Source organism: Paenibacillus eucommiae, from assembly GCF_017874215.1.
Lineage (GTDB): Bacteria > Bacillota > Bacilli > Paenibacillales > NBRC-103111 > Paenibacillus_AI > Paenibacillus_AI eucommiae.
This window is the reverse complement of the sequence record NZ_JAGGLB010000014.1, coordinates 70,506-88,637: the sequence shown is the minus strand read 5'-3', so window position 1 is coordinate 88,637 and position 18,132 is coordinate 70,506. Positions and strand designations below refer to the sequence as shown.

Annotated in this window: 23 protein-coding genes, 1 tRNA gene and 1 pseudogene; 6 read left to right on the top strand and 19 right to left on the bottom strand. The window is 45.4% G+C overall.

The features are described from left to right. The first annotated feature begins 184 nt into the window (after positions 1 to 184). Positions 185 to 1,099, top strand: coding sequence for a transposase (locus J2Z66_RS20190; RefSeq protein ID WP_209973711.1), 915 nt, complete (start codon positions 185 to 187; stop codon positions 1,097 to 1,099). A gap of 192 nt (positions 1,100 to 1,291) precedes the next feature. Here J2Z66_RS20190 and J2Z66_RS20185 read toward each other — a convergent pair whose 3' ends face one another. The 8 genes from J2Z66_RS20185 to J2Z66_RS20150 all read right to left on the bottom strand — a co-directional run bounded on the left by J2Z66_RS20185 (position 1,292) and on the right by J2Z66_RS20150 (position 8,873). Further along, a complete protein-coding gene (locus tag J2Z66_RS20185; protein ID WP_209973709.1) occupies positions 1,292 to 1,882 on the bottom strand; it encodes a low molecular weight protein arginine phosphatase in 591 nt (196 codons plus the stop codon). Positions 1,883 to 2,088: 206 nt separating this feature from the next. Then, positions 2,089 to 2,649, bottom strand: coding sequence for a manganese efflux pump MntP (locus tag J2Z66_RS20180; protein ID WP_209973707.1), 561 nt, complete (start codon positions 2,647 to 2,649; stop codon positions 2,089 to 2,091). A 72-nt stretch (positions 2,650 to 2,721) separates the two neighbouring features. Next, complete coding sequence (locus J2Z66_RS20175; RefSeq protein ID WP_245375693.1) at positions 2,722 to 3,822, bottom strand: L-threonylcarbamoyladenylate synthase; 1,101 nt, start codon at positions 3,820 to 3,822, stop codon at positions 2,722 to 2,724. A gap of 19 nt (positions 3,823 to 3,841) precedes the next feature. Next, entirely contained in the window at positions 3,842 to 4,549 is a 708-nt protein-coding gene (gene spoIIR / locus J2Z66_RS20170; protein WP_209973704.1) for a stage II sporulation protein R, read from the bottom strand. Between the two features lie 70 nt (positions 4,550 to 4,619). Continuing rightward, positions 4,620 to 5,489: a peptide chain release factor N(5)-glutamine methyltransferase gene (prmC, locus tag J2Z66_RS20165; RefSeq protein ID WP_312894663.1), complete on the bottom strand. Its 870-nt coding sequence runs from the start codon at positions 5,487 to 5,489 to the stop codon at positions 4,620 to 4,622. An 8-nt stretch (positions 5,490 to 5,497) separates the two neighbouring features. Further along, positions 5,498 to 6,574, bottom strand: coding sequence for a peptide chain release factor 1 (gene prfA / locus J2Z66_RS20160; RefSeq protein ID WP_209973703.1), 1,077 nt, complete (start codon positions 6,572 to 6,574; stop codon positions 5,498 to 5,500). Positions 6,575 to 6,611: 37 nt separating this feature from the next. Then, a complete protein-coding gene (gene ychF, locus J2Z66_RS20155; RefSeq protein ID WP_209973701.1) occupies positions 6,612 to 7,712 on the bottom strand; it encodes a redox-regulated ATPase YchF in 1,101 nt (366 codons plus the stop codon). Positions 7,713 to 8,111: 399 nt separating this feature from the next. Next, entirely contained in the window at positions 8,112 to 8,873 is a 762-nt protein-coding gene (locus tag J2Z66_RS20150; protein WP_209973699.1) for a PilZ domain-containing protein, read from the bottom strand. 379 nt (positions 8,874 to 9,252) lie between these two features. On the opposite strand from J2Z66_RS20150, the gene tadA reads away from it, so the two are divergent. Further along, positions 9,253 to 9,717: a tRNA adenosine(34) deaminase TadA gene (tadA, locus tag J2Z66_RS20145; protein ID WP_376774446.1), complete on the top strand. Its 465-nt coding sequence runs from the start codon at positions 9,253 to 9,255 to the stop codon at positions 9,715 to 9,717. 39 nt (positions 9,718 to 9,756) lie between these two features. On the opposite strand, the gene J2Z66_RS20140 is transcribed toward tadA, so the two are convergent. The 4 genes from J2Z66_RS20140 to J2Z66_RS20125 are packed head-to-tail and all read right to left on the bottom strand — an operon-like array spanning position 9,757 to position 12,755. After that, complete coding sequence (locus J2Z66_RS20140; protein WP_209973693.1) at positions 9,757 to 10,428, bottom strand: hypothetical protein; 672 nt, start codon at positions 10,426 to 10,428, stop codon at positions 9,757 to 9,759. After that, entirely contained in the window at positions 10,425 to 11,621 is a 1,197-nt protein-coding gene (locus J2Z66_RS20135) for a hypothetical protein (RefSeq protein WP_209973691.1), read from the bottom strand. Before J2Z66_RS20135 ends, J2Z66_RS20140 begins: the two co-directional genes overlap by 4 nt. Beyond that, positions 11,614 to 12,204 (bottom strand): anti-sigma factor, encoded by a 591-nt coding sequence (locus J2Z66_RS20130; RefSeq protein ID WP_209973690.1) that lies wholly within the window; start codon positions 12,202 to 12,204, stop codon positions 11,614 to 11,616. The genes J2Z66_RS20135 and J2Z66_RS20130 overlap by 8 nt, the downstream gene beginning before the upstream one ends. Further along, positions 12,201 to 12,755 (bottom strand): RNA polymerase sigma factor, encoded by a 555-nt coding sequence (locus J2Z66_RS20125; protein WP_245375692.1) that lies wholly within the window; start codon positions 12,753 to 12,755, stop codon positions 12,201 to 12,203. The genes J2Z66_RS20130 and J2Z66_RS20125 overlap by 4 nt, the downstream gene beginning before the upstream one ends. Before the next feature lie 863 nt (positions 12,756 to 13,618). Between J2Z66_RS20125 and J2Z66_RS20120 the strand changes: the two genes are divergently transcribed. Continuing rightward, positions 13,619 to 13,695: transfer RNA gene (locus tag J2Z66_RS20120), tRNA-Arg, on the top strand. 175 nt (positions 13,696 to 13,870) lie between these two features. On the opposite strand, the gene J2Z66_RS20115 is transcribed toward J2Z66_RS20120, so the two are convergent. The 3 genes from J2Z66_RS20115 to J2Z66_RS20105 form a co-directional block, all read right to left on the bottom strand. Beyond that, the gene (locus J2Z66_RS20115; RefSeq protein WP_209973688.1) at positions 13,871 to 14,065 is read right to left on the bottom strand and encodes a hypothetical protein; all 195 of its coding nucleotides are present in this window, start codon (positions 14,063 to 14,065) and stop codon (positions 13,871 to 13,873) included. Then, entirely contained in the window at positions 14,058 to 14,330 is a 273-nt protein-coding gene (locus J2Z66_RS20110) for a hypothetical protein (protein ID WP_209973686.1), read from the bottom strand. The genes J2Z66_RS20115 and J2Z66_RS20110 overlap by 8 nt, the downstream gene beginning before the upstream one ends. A 112-nt stretch (positions 14,331 to 14,442) precedes the next feature. Further along, a complete protein-coding gene (locus tag J2Z66_RS20105) occupies positions 14,443 to 14,634 on the bottom strand; it encodes a transcriptional regulator (protein WP_209973684.1) in 192 nt (63 codons plus the stop codon). Between the two features lie 454 nt (positions 14,635 to 15,088). On the opposite strand from J2Z66_RS20105, the gene J2Z66_RS20100 reads away from it, so the two are divergent. Further along, a complete protein-coding gene (locus J2Z66_RS20100) occupies positions 15,089 to 15,256 on the top strand; it encodes a hypothetical protein (RefSeq protein ID WP_209973682.1) in 168 nt (55 codons plus the stop codon). Positions 15,257 to 15,369: 113 nt separating this feature from the next. Here the strand turns inward: J2Z66_RS20100 and J2Z66_RS20095 are convergent, their stop codons facing one another. Beyond that, a complete protein-coding gene (locus tag J2Z66_RS20095) occupies positions 15,370 to 15,717 on the bottom strand; it encodes a YolD-like family protein (RefSeq protein WP_209973680.1) in 348 nt (115 codons plus the stop codon). A gap of 308 nt (positions 15,718 to 16,025) precedes the next feature. Here J2Z66_RS20095 and J2Z66_RS42785 point away from each other — a divergent pair. Together J2Z66_RS42785 and J2Z66_RS43850 are read left to right on the top strand one after the other, a co-directional pair. After that, positions 16,026 to 16,466 (top strand): annotated as a pseudogene (locus J2Z66_RS42785) (stalk domain-containing protein); the annotation flags it as partial. Further along, complete coding sequence (locus tag J2Z66_RS43850; protein ID WP_312894676.1) at positions 16,464 to 16,661, top strand: excalibur calcium-binding domain-containing protein; 198 nt, start codon at positions 16,464 to 16,466, stop codon at positions 16,659 to 16,661. The pseudogene J2Z66_RS42785 and the gene J2Z66_RS43850, both read left to right, overlap by 3 nt. Positions 16,662 to 16,712: 51 nt before the next feature. On the opposite strand, the gene J2Z66_RS43475 is transcribed toward J2Z66_RS43850, so the two are convergent. From J2Z66_RS43475 to J2Z66_RS20075, 3 genes are read right to left on the bottom strand one after another with little or no spacing between them, the layout of a single operon-like run. Further along, positions 16,713 to 17,405, bottom strand: coding sequence for a M23 family metallopeptidase (locus J2Z66_RS43475; RefSeq protein ID WP_209973678.1), 693 nt, complete (start codon positions 17,403 to 17,405; stop codon positions 16,713 to 16,715). Next, positions 17,402 to 17,875 (bottom strand): phage holin family protein, encoded by a 474-nt coding sequence (locus J2Z66_RS20080; RefSeq protein ID WP_209973676.1) that lies wholly within the window; start codon positions 17,873 to 17,875, stop codon positions 17,402 to 17,404. Before J2Z66_RS20080 ends, J2Z66_RS43475 begins: the two co-directional genes overlap by 4 nt. Positions 17,876 to 17,933: 58 nt before the next feature. Then, entirely contained in the window at positions 17,934 to 18,128 is a 195-nt protein-coding gene (locus tag J2Z66_RS20075; protein WP_209973674.1) for a hypothetical protein, read from the bottom strand. Between the last annotated feature and the right edge of the window lie 4 nt (positions 18,129 to 18,132).

Below are 18,132 nucleotides of genomic sequence, written 5' to 3'. Positions count from 1 at the left end.
AGACAGAATACTCAGCTTCACCTAAGGTCACTGGAAATTCACTTTGATTTACTTTGATTCACTTAAATTTACGTTTATAAATCAAGATATTTTTCCTAAATCCACTGGATAAAAGAACAAATGTTTGGTATAATCGTTTATATGCAGAACATACATTCCCTTTTTGGCAGGAGGTTGAAGTGCCTTGCTAAATAAAATATTATCTGATATTACGTTTGCAGAATTCTGCAGTATTTTTAGCACTGAGGAGGCATGCGAAGAAGCTTTGTTTACTGCCAAATGGCCAGATGGGTTCCGTTGTCCACATTGTAAACATGATTCCGCTTATAAAATTTCTTCCCGCAGACTGCCCCTTTTCGAATGCAGATCCTGCAGACACCAAACATCTCTTACTTCAGGAACCGTAATAGAGGGCAGCCGAACCCTTTTGCGAAAATGGTTTCTTTCCTTCTTCCTTATCTCACGCCCAGAGCAGGGCGTTAACGCTGTAGAGTTAAGCTCCACCATAAATGTAACTTACAAAACAGCCTGGCTTATCCTTACAAAGATTCGCCTTGCTATGAGCCAAGCCGATCATCAGACCTTGCTTTCGGGCACTGTACAGGTCAATTCAGCAGTTTATGGAAAACCTTATAATCCTAGTGTTTTTAGACACCCTCAAGAGCATCCTATATTAGTCGGTTCTTCGATCAATGAGCAGGGCGAATCTACCTATATCAAGATGAAAAAGGTTCCTCTAACCTCTATGAGGGAAAAGTCTGTCCTTCGCAGCGGAACGGAAGCCTTCTCAGAAAACCATGTAGACCTAAACGATTCTACCCATGTTACCTGTGTCACCGAAAGATACAGTTTTAAACGTTTTAAAGGACTGCTGCAAACAGCTAAGCAGGCATGCAAGTGGATCAATGATTCGTTTCATGGCCTCGGTCCCAAGTTCCTGCAGGGTTATCTGGATGAATTTTGCTATCGCCGTAACCTCATATTCAATAACCTGCCTGTACTCCGAAACCTGATAAATCTTTGTGCCACTTCAAGCATTACTTCAAGTACTACTTCAAGTACCATTTCATATGATCGATTTAATTTGATCAAAAATTAATAAAATCAGTATCAAGCCCATATGCACATCCCACATCCCTTTATTGGGTAGGTGTAACTCACTTATCTGAGTCAAGGGGATAGTAGCTATAGGCCGTAAAATTAAAAACAAAAAAAGAGCCCGCAAGGAGCCCCTTCACATGTATCAGTCTTCGATTATCATTCTTCGATCCTTCACACGTAAGCAGGTTAGTTATTTTCGGTCCTGAGTGCTTAATAGCTTAAATACAAGTTTTTTAAGATAATATTCAATTTCAGCGGCTGTTTTCCGGTATATATCGAGAGAACCGCCGAAAGGATCCGAAATGTCGTAATCCGGAAGACTTCCTGACAGCTTCATCATACGGCTTCTTTCCTCTGCTGTAATGAACTGAGAGAGTGCCTGCTTCATCTGAAGCTCAGCCGCCAGCTGTTCTCGTTCTTCTATATTTGCCAATACAGCTGGATCATCCTCAGCATATTCTTTAAGTGTAAAGGTCTTGTCTATAGCATAGGGGTATCTTTGGATTATGACACCTTTATGGCTCACCGTCATAGTTAGAATAAGATCCGCCCACTCCACCTCATCAGTACTTAGAGCACTGGATACCAATCTCTCATTGAATCCTGCTTCTTGTAGTAGAGCAGCACTATTAGATGAAATTGAGCCGCCATTGAAGGCTGAAACACCAGCAGAACGAACCTCGGCTGCAAATCGCTCTCTCTGCAGCATCATTCGCAGCATTCCCTCTGCTATCGGACTGCGGCATGTATTCCCCGTACACACAAAAAGAATTCGCAACATGAAAATCCCTCCTTACTGTAATTTGGCGATCAGGCTTTTTACCGATATTGGGCTATCTTGGGCTATCTTGGGCTATCTTGGGCTATCTTGGGTTACATTAGGCTACATTGTTCTTGGGATAAATCGGGATTGGTTTATATCTGGTTGAGCTCGTTATTGGTTATGCTCGTTATTGGTTATGTTTTGGTTATATGTTTATTATTTTATCATAGCAGAAATTTCAACCCAAATGCCAGTAATATGATGCCACCAATAGCTTCGCCGTAGTCACCGATCCAACTCCCCATATGACGGCCAAGCATAAGGCCAGCTATGGAAAGAAGTCCGCCAAAAGCACCAAAAAGCAGCATCGTCAACATTATATCTGTGGCAAACATACCAAGAGAAACACCAACTGAAAAAGAATCAATGCTCACGCTTAACGAAAATATAAGCAACCCCCAAAATGTTCGATGATCAAAAGAAGGAACATTACCGCCGCGAAATGAGCTGTAGATCATATGACAGCCCAGCAGAATTAGCAGCAGTCCACCCATGGCTGTAGCTACATTGCCAAGCAATGAGCTGACATATTGACCCATGAACATGCCCATTAAAGGCATCAAAATATGAAAAAGTCCGACCACGATGCTGATTTTTAATACATCGCGAAGACGAATGCCCCTCATACCGATACCAATACCTATTGAAAAAGCATCCATTCCCAGCGCAATTGCCATGATCAAAATTGTAAGAAATTGTCCTAATGCAATTGAAGAAGTGAGCATGGCGTACAAGTCCCCCTTGTCCACAGTTTCTCTCTCAAGATATGCGGACAAGTAAGGAAACATGCTATTCGCTTAAATATGTATAATCCGATGACCAGAGGCTCTGCTTAGCCGATTCATGATCGCAAGACCAATTCCTTCTTTTGAGCAAGACTCAGCCAGAATGTAAGTGATCTTTGCCTCATCAAAACTGCGTAAGGCTGAATACAAGCTTTTTGCGATGGTTTCCGGTTCAGATAGTTTACCGCAGGATATCACCATATCCGCTTGGTACAATGTGTGGTATTCCTCAAAAGTGAGAACTCCTGTCGTCTCGCCTCTCTTTTTAGCTGCATCTATATCCTTTTGGATCCATGCCACAACCTGCTTGTGGGAATTTCCCACAATTAGCTGCATCAGCCCCTTGGGAGCATAGTGCGTATATTTGGTCCCTGGGGAAATCGGTGCTTCAAAAGAAGGGAGCGCTTCCTGCTGAGGTTGGTGAATATGAGCATTGGGCAGTATCTGGTGCATTTGTTCTGCCGTCACGCCGCCGGGCCGCAAAATAAATATTTCATTATTCTGGCATTGAATTACGGTTGATTCCAAACCTACGCCTGATTGGCCTCCGTCCAGTACGCCCCCAATTAGCCCATCTAAATCTTCGCGAACATGAGAAGCAAGTGTTGGGCTTGGTTTTCCTGAACGATTCGCACTGGGTCCTGCTATAGGACGATTCACTGCCCTCAGTAAGCTTAGCGCAACAGGATGATCAGGTATTCGAACTCCTACTGTAGGAAGACCTGCCGTAACCAACGGCGAAATGCCGCCTGTTTCTACAGGCAGCACGATGGTCAAAGGACCTGGCCAGAAGGCCTTCATTAACGCTTGAATATCTGGAGTTATTGCCTCATTCCGGATTATTCCCTTCAGCTGAGCGGTGTCGGCAATATGAACAATAAGCGGATTATCAGACGGGCGGCCCTTAGCTTCGAAGATTAGCTTTACAGCATTTGTGTCACCCGCATCGGCACCTAGCCCATAGACCGTCTCGGTCGGAAAAGCTACTGTTTGGCCATTTTTCAGCAGTGTTGCGGCTTTTTCAATGATTGCCTCATTTGAACTTTGAACTTGAAATATTTCTTGATGCCCGTCGTCGGGCCTAATAGGCTTCAGCTTCCAATATTTCGTCAAGTTGAATCCATCCTTACTTTTATTTGAACCAGGATATTACAGCTTCTATTAAATCCCATAAGAAGAATCGAACCTCGGTTTTAGTTGGACTGTCGGTTTGATCTGCATCAATTGCCGTTGAACCGTTGTTCCCATCGTTTGTCTGACCTGTTGTGCGATCATTCGTCTGGTCGGTTTTCTGATTGGTTGTCCCGTCTGTTGTTTGGACAGCACCGGCTACTGCTTCACCGGTTATCGAATTTACGAAGCACAGCGGCGGGAACAACACGCACCACCAGTTTTGTCCTTTGCCCGAACCGATGATCACACGAAGTGCTTCATAATCTCCAGCAGGATATACGTCGTTTCCGTACATTTTGGTAGGGAAAGGGACAAGGCCCAGCTCTACCTGATGACTATAGTTATATCCTCGTTTTTTAATAATGCCGGCTACTAATCTATCAAATTCAGGCAAGTGCGCAGTTACAACGGTTCTTGCTTCTTCCAATGTTTGTGGACCTGCTGCCCAATCCTGCATCATTGCTACAATTGCATCGCGGATTTCCCGTTTAAGGGCTTGATCCTGCGCTGAGTCGGAGTTAGCCAATATGCGCAGCCGGATTGACTCTTTTGGAATTTCCGGCGTGATAACAGCTGCATTGATACGGTTGGATTCCCAGGAAGTGATAAGCATTATAAGTGCAAAAGCTATGTATACAAAATGTTTAAGAGATTTGCTATGTTTCATGGTTAAGGCCCCTTTCCCTTTCGTGTAATACCCAGTATGGGCAAGAGGGAAGGGAGCTAAACCTATGAATCTATCTTTTTTCACGTATGGCTATGACGTGTCTATTAATGCCTGCCAGATCCGGGACAAAACGGATCGTATCCCATTCGGCGCAGCTGCGGAGCATGGCAGCGACATCTTCTGCCTGCCGGATGCCGACCTCGAGCCCCACCAAGGTGGGGAGATGAGGCAGCAGCGGCAGCTGGGCGATCAATCGGCGGTACAGGTCCAGTCCGTCTGGACCGCCGACAAGAGCTGTGTGCGGCTCGTACAGCCGCACCTCGGGCTGCAGCGCCGGTACGTCGCTATCCGGGATATAGGGTGGGTTGGACACCACTATATCCGGCGCCAGACGGCGCACCAGATAAGGCTCGAGGAGGTCCCCCTCGAGCAACGTCACCCGCTCCGCCACACCGTGGCGCTGAGCGTTGGCACGGGCCACCTCCAGCGCAGGCGCGGAGATGTCGCTGCTGTACACGCGCCACGCGGGGCGCGCGTGCGCGATAGTGACCGGGATCGCTCCGCTCCCGGTGCCAACGTCCGCAAGCAGCGGAGCCGCTTGCGGGAACAAGCGCGAGCCCTCGTGGAGGATTGTCTCCACGAGGAGCTCCGTCTCCGGCCGCGGGATCAGCACCGCGCCGTTAACGGCAAAAGGAAGGCCGTAAAACTCCTGCTTGCCGGTGATATACTGCACCGGCTCGCCCGCGGCCTTCCTCGAGATGAGCTGGCTCCATGCATCGGCCAGCTCCAAGGGCAGCTGCTCCTGCCAGCGCAGGAACAGCTCAGTCCGGCTCCAGCCCAGCAGATGCTGGAGCAGCAGCTCCGCACAGGAGCCGCTCTCTCCGACTCCCTGCTCCGCTAAAAAAGAAGAAGCCTCTACATAGGCTTCCCGAATGGTCACATCTTGCCTCACATCGCTTGCTCCCCTTTTTCCAGCAGGTCGGATTGTGATGCTATCGTTAAAGCCGATACAATCTCTTCCATGTCCCCGTTCAGGACCGTTTCCAGACGATGCAGCGTAAGCCCGATGCGGTGGTCTGTTATCCGGCTTTGCGGGAAATTGTACGTGCGAATCCGTTCGCTGCGGTCTCCGGTACCCACTTTACTCTTGCGTTCTCCCGAATACTTCGCTTCTTCTTCTTCACGCATCTTGTCGGAAATCCGCGCACGCAGCACCTTCAGTGCTTGCTCCTTATTGGAGTTTTGCGATTTGCCATCCTGGCAAGTCGCAACGATTCCCGTAGGCACATGCGTTACCCGCACTGCCGACTTCGTCGTATTTACCGACTGGCCTCCGGCTCCACTGGAGCAGAACGTATCGACGCGGATATCAGCATCATGAATTTCAATTTCAAAAACTTCCGCCTCCGGCATCACCACAACCGTAGAGGTTGAGGTATGAATACGGCCGCCAGATTCAGTTACTGGAATACGTTGTACGCGGTGAGCGCCACTTTCGTATTTCAGCTTGCTGTAAGCGCCTTTTCCAACGATCATGAAAATAATCTCTTTAAACCCGCCCAAATCGTTAAGATTGGCATCGAGGATTTCAGTCCTCCAGCCTTGGCCATCCGCATAGCGTGTATACATGCGATATAAATCTGAAGCGAACAAAGCCGCTTCGTCACCGCCAGCCGCGCCGCGGATTTCCACAATCACATTCTTATCATCATTTGGATCCTTAGGCATCATAAGAAGCTTCAGCTTTTCTTCCAACTGCTCGTATTGCCCTGCCAATTCCTCAATCTCCATCTTGACAAGCTCGCGCATTTCTTCATCGAGCTTTTCATTCTGCATAGTCTTGGCGGAATCAAGCTGTTCGCTAACGCTTCTGTACTCGATATAAGCATCATAAGCATCCTGAAGATCGGATTGTTCCTTCGAATATTCTCTAAGTTTCTTCGTATCACTGGATACATCCGGATCACAGAGCAATTCGCTGAGCTTCTCATAGCGATCCGCCAGTGCCTGTAGTCGATCTAACATTTTGGATCACTCCTCATTATTGTTTAGGCATGAATGTTTATACATTAAATCTAAAGTGGACGACATCGCCATCCTGAACGACATACTCTTTACCTTCAAGACGAAGCTGGCCCTTTTCCTTAGCCGCATTCATCGAACCTGAGCCCGTTAAATCCTGATAAGAAACGACTTCCGCACGGATAAAGCCGCGTTCGAAATCGGTATGAATTACTGCTGCCGCCTGAGGTGCCTTAGTGCCCTTACGAATTGTCCAGGCTCTTACCTCTTGCACACCTGCGGTAAAATACGTATATAAGCCAAGCAGCTTATAAGCCGCTTTAATTAATCTATTCAAACCGGACTCTTGAAGCCCCAGTTCTTCCAAAAATACTTCCTTTTCATCTTCTTCCAATTCAGCGATCTCAGATTCGACCTTGGCACTGATTGGCACCACTTCTGCACCTTCTAGAGCCGCGAATTCTTTAACCTTCTGCACATATGGATTATCATCGGCAACAGCAACTTCATCTTCGCTCACGTTAGCCGCATAAAGCACTGGCTTCATAGTTAGCAGATGCAAATCACGAATGATCAGCTTCTCATCCTCACTAAACTCTAAGCTCCGAGCTGGCTTATCCGCATACAAAGCTTCTTTAATACGTTCCAGACATTCCACTTCAGCGGTATATTTCTTGTCGCCGCCCTTGAGGTTTTTGCGGGAACGGTCTATCCTTTTTTCCACAGAATCCAGATCCGCCAAAACCAGCTCCAGATTAATCGTTTCGATATCTCCAATAGGGTCTACCTTGCCCGATACGTGGGTAATATTGTCATCCACGAAGCAGCGGACCACGTGAACAATAGCGTCTACCTCACGGATATGCGCCAGGAACTTATTGCCAAGCCCTTCGCCCTTACTCGCGCCCTTAACCAATCCCGCGATATCGACAAATTCAAAAGCTGTTGGTACAATACGATTCGGCACCACAATTTCAGCCAGCTTCTGCATTCTTTCGTCCGGTACTTCAACTACTCCAACATTGGGATCAATCGTGCAGAACGGGTAATTCGCGGATTCTGCTCCCGCCTGCGTAATCGCATTAAACAAAGTCGACTTGCCAACGTTCGGTAATCCTACTATTCCACAAGAAAGCGGCATTTATATAACATCTCCTTAAAAATATCTGCAATATATATATTCATTAGCTTTTTCAGCATTTACACAAAAAAAACCCCACCAAGCGGTGAAGATTAGCTTATTGCTTCAAAAATAAAAACAAAAAACTCCCAAAGGGGGAGCTATATATTCCCTGCTTTAAGCAATCACCCTTAGATAGCCCACAAGACAACCTACAGAAAATGTCATCTGTTTAAACAAAATTCATGTAATATTACTATATAAGCTATAAAAATAGTACCATTCGCTTGGCTCAAAGTCAAGAAATCCTTGCATTCCCGCTTACATTTTGCGTAATATTTTTACATCTTTTTCAATCGCTCCATACGGCTTTCAAAAGAAGAGTGCACTGCGAATAGGCTTGCCCATAGCTTTTATAAATTATTGCTTTTGCACGGCTTTTCTGTGTTTGGTTTCCCGCTTCTGATCGAAATACAATTCCACCTGGCTTTTTAGAATAAATGCCCGTAGTGCATTGCTCTTCTCTTTCGCCAAGCCGATGTAACGAGTCCCGCAGAACGTGAAGGAGGGCCTCTTTTCTATGCGCACGATTTGCGCCATGCAGGACATGGGGAAGCCGAGACTCAACTCTACCTCCAATTCCATCTTGTCATGCAGCTCCAGCTCGTGGGCTATCGTAAAACCTAAACCGCTCAGACTGACATTCCTAATAGAAAAGGTAAAGGGCTTCTCAAAGCTTTGCTTTTGTCCCTTAGAAAAATCATGGATACTGTGGAGAAATCCGCCGCTGGACACTACAACCCGGGGATGGGCTCTTTTATCAGAAAATTTCTTGCGGTTCTCAGGAGGATTAATCACTATGATCGAGCCAAACTCCTTGGCAACCACTGTGGATTCAAAAACAAAAATACCTGATTTGGAATAGGCAGTTAGCTTTACCTTGTCTCCCAACTGAAACGCGTTGTACTGGGCAATTTCAATTTCAATAATGTCTCCCAATGCATAGGTTAGTATGCCTGTAGACACAAAGTCCTTCTTCTCTACAACTGTTTTGCTATGAATAAGAATTTCGGCGTCATTGCCCTCTTTGCTTCCATAAGTTTGCAAAATATCTTGCACTTGTGTTCTCGCTTTTGCCTTGCCTAACGGCACCATTATTCCCCCTTGATGTTCTTGTTCCATCGTTACAAATAGGCCACCCCGAAAGAGCAGCCAATCGCCGTATTCGATGAAAATACGTATTGTATATAGTTCTTATAGCCTACGACTTTAATCACATTTTCTCATAGTATACCTTAATTCCAGCTGATAACACAACGCAAAAATGCCTTACAAAATTGCCTTAATTGCCTTATTAGTAGCGTGCACACGTGAACTGCTTCGAGCTTGCATGTGTGTATTTTTACCTCAAGGCTTGCTTTCGAAGAATCGACTATTTACAATTACGATGAAGATATCCACAAATTATTTAGTTGTACACAGGATTATCCACAGCTTGTTAACAACGAATGCATGTTCTAGCTTGTGGTGTTAATAACTTTGCAGAATGAGGTGTCCACTTGTGGATGAACATGTCCAATGGATGAAAGCAGCAATAGAAGAAGCCAAAAAAGCAGAAAAGCTCCGCGAAGTACCGATCGGAGCCGTCATTGTTCAATATGGAGTTATTATTGGCCGCGGCTATAATCTGCGGGAAACATCACTCGATCCTACAGCCCATGCGGAAATGATCGCAATTCGTCAGGCTAGTGAGCACTTGAAATCATGGAGATTGTTAGATTGCCAATTATATGTAACCTTAGAGCCCTGTCCTATGTGTGCTGGTGCCATCGTTCAATCTCGAGTCCCTCAGGTCATCTTTGGCACGACCGATCCGAAAGCCGGTTGTGCCGGGACATTAATGAATTTATTGCAGGAAGACCGTTTTAATCATCGGGTGGAAGTGACAAGCCAAGTGATGCAGGAGGAATGTGCCGCGCTGTTAACTAATTTTTTTCGCATGCTGCGCAGCAAGAACCAAAGTTAAGCAAAGTTATTTTGAGTGTAAAGGGAAGCCCCAGATTATTTACTGTGCAGCCTGAATCTCACGATTGTCCGCTCCCCGAAGCTCGAATGGTATATCCTCAGGAAGTGTAAGCGTCATAGTTGCGAACGGATACGTATCATTAATCCCATTCCGCCGCGAAAGCTCTTTAATCGCAATGTACATCGTGCCTCCCACTGTACGAATGGTAGCCACATCCTGCTGATTCACTACTACCGGTTCCAGGTTCTCGTAAGTGCTTGTGCGATAGCTGCCGAACAGATGAAGCTCCCGTCCGGTCATCTTGTCAATTTTCGGCACTTGTCCGTTTGCCTGGATAACAATCCGCTTAACCTCTTGAGAGATCGGTTCCTTGATATCCGGCAAATCCAGTGTCTTTTCCACACTGCCCAAAGAGTACCTGATTTCGTTCATAACTCCACTGGAAGTTACCAGAGAAAAAACTACACAAAAGCAGCAAAGGACGCCTACAAACATGATACTGAACATATCATAATACAGAACCGGCTGTTCTTTTTTGGAAAAAAAGATGAATAATAAAATTTCCACACCCAACATAATAAACACAATGGGCCACCAGCCAAGCAGGATGTCGAAGGCAGGGAGGCCCTTCCATGTAGAGATCAACAGGGTAGCGCCTACCATCACAAGCGATATACCCATAGAAAATGTTCCAACTCTCCACCGCTTCATGAGGATCCACCATCCTTTTTGGCTGTGCCGCCTCCGATCAGCATTCTTAAGCCTGCGCCAATGAATAACGTGGAAACGATAAATATTTGCAAATACTCATGAAACCACATCGTAAGACGCCACTCAGGAACCATCCGCTCCAGAACCTTCAGCAGCATTTGATCGATTAAATAGTAGCTGCCTATAGCGAGCAGAGCAATTCCCAGCCATTTTTGATTATGGAGCAGCCAGTTAATGACCGGAATGTCCTTCAATTCCTCTTCTCTCCCTTTAGAGACAAGCTGCATAGCATCGAATAAGCTGTAAAACCATAAAATCGGGATCACGAATAAAAAAATCGAAAGCCGCAGCACATCCATAATATAGATAGCAAACAGGAAAGCCGCCATAATTTGCAGGCCGCGGCGCTGAAGACCGAGGTACATATGCCCTGCGCCTGGAAAAACAGAGAGCAGCATCGCGATAATTTTACTTTTACGTCCTTCCTCCCGCGATTGCTCCAGCTCTTCAAAAATAGTCCGATCTACCAATTCCTCTCCTCTCTGCTTACGGTGCAGCAGCTGAACCGCATCAAAAACGCTGTAAAGAATAATAACGGGCAGAGCAAACAGAAAGACGAAGAAGCCCTCCACACGAGTCACCTGGCTAACAAAGAAAACCATCGTAATTAATCCAAAGAAACTGATCAGGAAGGCAAGCCCCCGATGCATCAAACCAATCTGGAAATGGCCCAGACCCGGAATAAACGATAATAAAATCGTTAAAAAACGCTCGTTTTGCTGCCGATTTGCCTCCGCATAGGAATCTGCCGGCAAGGGATCGCTATAAGCATTGTAAGGATTGTAAGGATTATTAGGCTTGTTAGGCTCTCCATATCCGGTATGGGTGCCTCCATCTTGGGAGGTATGCTGGGGATACACAGCCGGCCTTCTGTTAAAGGAAGAGGTCGGCGAAAGCAAAGTGATAATCATATCAATCATATTAAAAGCAGCAAAGGCAAGTGATACCGCTATAAGGAAATAACCTGCGTCTCTTCCCAAACCATTTGTCATAGAAACAATTAGAAGGATCAACATAATCGGGCCAAAGAAACCAGCAGCATAGAAAAAAGCGCGCACCTTGCGTCCGAGATAGAGATGCCCCGCACCGGGAATAAATGATAATAAAAATGCCAATAGTGCATTTTTATTCATGGCTCTTGCCTCCTTTAGGTTGTGGTTGTACAGTATCCAGCACGGAGACGGTTTTCTCCATTAGCTTCTGAGAGAAGGATTCTTGCCGGTTTTGTATCGAAAACGTTTCTATTTCACTCATTCGGGTAGATAAATCCTGAAAAACCCCTGCTGACATCAATACTAAAGTAATCACGGCCGCCACTGCGTACTGAAAGAGCGGTCTTTTAAATAAAGAAGGTTTTCCCCGCACCTTTTTGCCGGAGATTATTGGTTGTTGTGGGTGAATAAGCTCTGGAATGCCTGCTTGCGTCTGCGTCCCATTTTGAATGAGTGCTTTAGCCACTGCCTGAGTGGGTACCTCAATGGATGCTTCACTGGTTGCTTGAATGGCCGCCATAATTTGATCGACTACCTCAAGACTTGGAGAAACCAGCCCGCTTTCACTTCCAGCCTCCTCGGTGTCAGCAGCTTCTAAGGCCTGTATATATACGTTCATGCATGCATCACATGTATATAAATGCTCTTCGTATTCTAAGCTTTCCAACACCGTCAAACGATTCTCCATATAAGCTTGCCAGTCGTGCTTTGAACAAAGGTTCACAAGAAATCATCCTCCTTCCAATGCTTCTTCATCCAGCCTCTTGCACGGTACAGCCGGGACTCTACCGTTTTCAACTCCACCTTTTGTTCTTCTGCAATTTGTTGATAAGATTTGCCATCCATATAATAAGCCACAATCACTTGACGATAGTTAGGCGGAAGTTCACTCAAATAACGGGCTAGTATAGCCCCACGTTCCTTGCGCATGAGCGCTACGTCCAGCGGTTCCTCCTCGGATATTGCGGTCTGTATAAGCTCCTCCGAATAAGTAGTCTCTTGCTGCCGTCTATCCCGCTTACGCTTATAGTCGATAGCTGCATTAACAGCAATTCGCGTCATCCATGTTTTTAATCCGAGGAACTGATATTGGGGGAGAGCCGCATATATTTTAACAAAAGCTTCCTGCGTCACATCTTCTGCATCCTTCGGATGATGAAGCACGCCATTAACGACTCGGTACAAATACGCGTAATAGCGGTCGATAAGAGTGCGGAAGGATTCGTTCTGTCCTTCAAGTACCTGTCTGATTAACGTTTCTTCCTGTTCAATCATGCTCTCCCCCTTTCCCATAAAAATAGACGTAACATAGTAGAAAAACCCTGCACTACTGTTCATAAATTTACAAAACACGCCTTGTGGCATCCTTTGAGGAGCGTGTTCGTGACGTTGGAGCGTTGCGGAGGGAATGGCTGTGGGCTCCAGCCGCTGTTAAAGATTTGTTCCCTTGAATGGAATGGATGAGAAGGTTGGAACAAATCTTTAAAGGCGGACGCTTCCGCTCTTCCTCCCACAGCCATTCCCTTTTCTCGGCTACAATCGCACAAATCACACAAACACCAAGTTCAAACAGACTGCCAGCAGGGGTATTTCTCTTGGTTAGTGGAGATTTCCTAGCGGGTGCAGGCACTGGGGATAAAGAACGGTTCCGCCAGCGCGCACAACCGAGAGGATCTGCTGGGATCTGCTGCTTTAACGATGTTTTTCATCGTTAAAAGCACCAGGTCCTCTCCACAACCTTAATTTAACGATGTTTTTCATCGTTAAATCCCTGTTTTCCACCCTGAGGGGGCCATCCGACCTCTTTTAACGATGAAAAACATCATTAACGTGCTGATTGACCTGGACACACTTGTTTTAATGATGAAAAACATCGTTAAGTGAAGCTCATGCTCGTTTCGGTGGAAGGCGGTGCTTCCTGAGGGAAAGGGATAGTGGCGACAGGAAAATCTGCGCTTCCTTTTTGATCCCTTTGGTGAATGAAGGGTCAAAGCTGCACTGTGGAATTGAATTTTTTTCACTCTAAGGGACGCACAAAACAGCTTGTCCGGTACATTCCCGCTTATTATAACAAATGACTGCAAAAGAAATGCTCCCCTTGCATCACCATATGCTTCATGCTATTATATTTTATACGTGCGCCCGTAGCTCAGCAGGATAGAGCGACAGTTTCCTAAACTGTAGGTCGGAGGTTCGAGACCTCTCGGGTGCGCCATATATATACACATTAAACCCTTATGTATCAAGGGTTTTTCTTTTTTTTAGAAGTCAAAGAACATGCTCAAAAATCATCGTTGGGAACGAGTTGGGAACGAAAATAATTTAAAACGTTGATAAACGAAAAACCCCCAGCAGAAGCTAGGGGTTTCTTACCTTCTATTATATATTTATCATCGCACGGCTCGAATCTTTCCACCGTCCGCTTCCAAATAACCTTGTTCATGCAATCGTCGCATTCCCGCTCTCACTGTTCCATTATCACGCTGAGAGTATTGACTAAGCAGTTGAATATCAGGCGTGTGCCAATCATTCCGATACCTGTTCAAAGTAATCCGCAGCAACTTGCGTTCGACATCGCTAAGCATCAATCACAACCTGCAGCTTTCTACCTTCATAATGTCCAGAAACGGGATAAATTATTTGCCTTTCCCGGACTACACGGCCAGCTGCCACAACTCGATGACTGGCAAGTATGTTATCAGCGTTGAACGTCCGCAGTTCCTTCCTCTCAAGACAGTATGCGGATAATTTATCGCCGCTAACAGACCGTACCTCAATTTTTCGTTGCGACAATTTCCCTGCTTTGTCCAGATAGATAATCTCTAAGGTATGGCCAATATGTTTATCCATGTTGTCACTCCTTTTACGAACATTTGTTTGCCATAATTATATACGAACGTATGTGCTATATGCAAGAACAAAAAAAGCCTAGGAAAATTTACCTGGGCTCTACGTAACATTTCTATTTTTCACGTTCTATTTTTTCCTCAATGGCCGTTATGATGTAATCATTTAGACTCACACCTGCCGCAGCCGCTGCCTCTTCATATACTGCTTTTCTTCCTTTCTTGACGTAAGGGTACAGCCGATCATAATTTGCAGCATTGAATTTGTTCTTTGCCCTTGTTGCCGCGCTCCCTTTCTTTTCGTCCAAAGTAACCACCTCCATTTTAAATATATCACCTCAATTATACTACCGCAAGTATATTTTCTATTGACATTATACTCACGTGAGTATATAATAGAGATAAGGAGGTGGCAAACAAGATGAAGAAAAAAAGAAAGAAACAGCAAGTAGATAATCGAGCTAACATCATCGTGCTTATGACGGCAACCATAAGCCTGATAAACTCAATTATCGCCCTCATCATCACACTGGCGGACTAAGCCAAATCATTAAGCCGGACCCCTTCGGGGGTCTCGGCAAAACGGATGGTGAAATACAAGGGTGCTGTTTCTTTCTTCCATTATACCACAAAGGGGATGACGATATGAATAAAGCCAATAAGATACTGAGTCTAGCCATTGCCATTAGTGCGGTATCAGCTGTAATAAGCGTAGTTGCATTGATAATAGCCTTAGTAAAATAAAATTTAGGGGTTTAGATTATGAATCAAATAATGCTGGAAATGGCGATAGGCAGGCAGCTAACCGAACTGGAGCTCAAGGTAATGAACTGGGTAAACGGATGGGAACTCGAAACGTCAGGAGCTTTAATGGGCCTGATAATGGACGCCCAGGAAGCTGGGTTCCAGAAGGCTTTGAACAATCGTTGAACCGCCAGATGGATACTATCAAAATAAAAAAAGAGCCCTGGATATACTTACCCAAGGCTCTTTTTTGCCGGTGTTTCCGGACATGTAAAATATACCATAATCTGTATGTACTGTCAATCCCAGATTTCCTCTGCCAGCTCCGCACCCACAACATCCGTGATAATTAACCATTCGTATTCGTCCGCGCTCTTTTCTAGCCGAACAGAATCGCGCTGGATCCGCGTAACAATGCCGGCCACCTTCCTTATCTCGAACTCCGTAAACACGCGTATATTCACGACTGCCGACCGCAGCAATGACGTGTGGAATGCGGTAGATATTAGCGCGAGTTCTTGTTCGTCCAGCTCCGGCTTTTTAATCCGAAGGTCTTCACGTTTACCCTTATTAAGAACTGCGATATGCTCCGGTATTAAAAACCGACTGCTCTCCCATAACCCATTTGCTTCAAGTTTTTTCGTCATAACCATCCCTCCATTACGAATATATGTTCTCATTATACAATGAACATATACGGAGATAGCAAGAGGAAAATAAAAACATCGCATTTCGCGGGAAAGAGGTTTCTTTCTTCCATATATCGCCAAAATGTGACTTTTGTAGTAGAATTATGTCGATTACATTTTATGGAGGAGATTATTAAATGAAAAAGGTACTAATCACTTTAACAATTTTTATTTTGGCCATGTCTGTTGGTGTCGGTGCTTATGCTGCCACAAAATTAACCCTCGTGGTCAATGGGGAAAAAATCACGAACGCCGATCCTAAGTTAATAGACGGTGTAACTTATGTTCCTCTGCGTGCAGTTGCTGAAATGCTTGATGCTTCTGTCGGATGGGATGGAAACACAAGTACCGTAACAGTCACAGGAAAGGATTTCAAGGCATCCTCTACGACCTATGACGCTACACTAGAATTCCCTGTTGACAAATACCCCGAAACAGCAGCACATATTCAAGCAGCCATAGCCAAGGGACAATCGGCAATATGTTCAATTGATCGTGGTGGCGCGGATAAAAACAGGGAAGAATCTCTCAAAGGTCTCCCGACAAAATCCGGATTTGATCGAGATGAATGGCCGATGGCCATGTGTGCAGAGGGCGGTAAAGGTGCTGATATTGCATATGTAACGCCCGCGGACAATCGTGGTGCTGGATCTTGGGTAAGTAACCAATTAGAAGATTTTCCCGATGGTACGCGAGTTCTATTTGTGTTTGATGGCAGTTCAACTGCGACTACAACAACTCCCGTAACAAAGCCTAGTAACGAAATTGGTAACACATCAGATATTATTTATAACTCTTGTGCAGAAGTTAAAGCAGCTGGTAAAGCACCTATACATAAAGGAGATCCAGGTTTCAGCACAAAACTGGATCGTGATGGAGATGGAGTTGCCTGTGAAGGATAAATGAAAAAAAGCCCTCAATCCACATTTGGAAAGAGGGCTTTTGTATGCAAACTACTTTTTTGTTTTGAAAATCCTCAGCGTTGTGGCCAAGTTCCTCCAGAATCCATAATCTCCAGTTGGATCCGAAACAAGTCCGGTCAATGCATCCTTGCCAAATTCCTTTACAAACCATTCAGGAGCCCTTGTCACGGCCTGTTTTTCCTCCATATCCTTTAATTCACTCTTTAATGTCACAACTTCTTTTTTTAGAGCGTCTAGTTCTTTCATGTCTATCTCCTCCTCTACTTTTTCAGGTACCTTTGGCGCGAGCTCCTGTAGGTATGCAGTCGGCTCAAAACAGTTATTAGGTCGATACGCTATATATCCAAAAGATGGCGAGGATGTTTTTCGAATCTCATAATGCAGATGTGGTCCTGTGCTCTGTCCTGTATTACCCAATCGTCCTATCATATTTCCTATTTCAATCTTCTGGCCGACCTTTACGACTGCCATGTCAAGGTGCGCGTATATGTGCAGGTGTCCTGTCTTTGGATCCTTGATAGCCACCACTATTCCATAATTGCCTAATCCACTGCCTGTTTCTCCTAGTTTTGCGTGCATGACTTCACCCGCAACAAAGGCGTATATAGGGGATTGGCTGGCTTTTACGAGATCAATTCCTGTGTGAAATTCCCTTCCCCCTTTAATAGGGGAATCTCGCCAACCGAAAGGGCTGCTAATGCGATATCCTTCAAACGGGTTCATTGCCTCCCCTCCCCTTTTGTTTCATCCCCTTTGCCCTTGAGTTGTTCCAAGAACTTCACGATGCCAGGCGGTAGGTTTACGCCAAGAGGACCTAAGTTTTCTACAACAGAAAGCCCTTCGCGACCCGCATAAAAATATATCGCCAATGTCCGAAAAACTGGAGCGTTCCCGCCGGCGAACTCATCAAGCAACACAGCCATGAAAATGACAAGTAGAACGACTCCTTTCCTGATCCCTCCCCAAAACATCACTTCACTGTTCACGTTTTTGGTCTTGATGGCTCCCAGAACGCCCGTTGCATAATCAAGAATCATGAGATATGCGAGTATCTTCAAAGGAGCATCCCACCCCCCTAAGTAAACTGTAGCAAACGTACCTATTGCCGCGGCTATCCCGCCAGCTGCAGCCTCTTTCCCGCTTGCTCCCGCCGCGGCCGAAACAAGATTAAACCCCACCATTTTAATATCCATTTATAACTTCCTCTCTTCCCTTTGGGGCATAAAAATAGCGTCGATTTCTCGACGCTGATTACAATGCTTCAATTGCCTGATATGCTAACTCAACTTCTCTCATAAGCTTTTGCGCTTCTGTTGCCTGCTGGGTCGCTCCGTTCGCCTGGAAAGCAGCAAGGTTCATCTGAAATTCAAAGTATTGCATTTGCAGGTTTTTTAGCCTCTGCTGCTTTACCTGCTCTCTTACTTCTGGATCGATTGTCATTGTCATGATC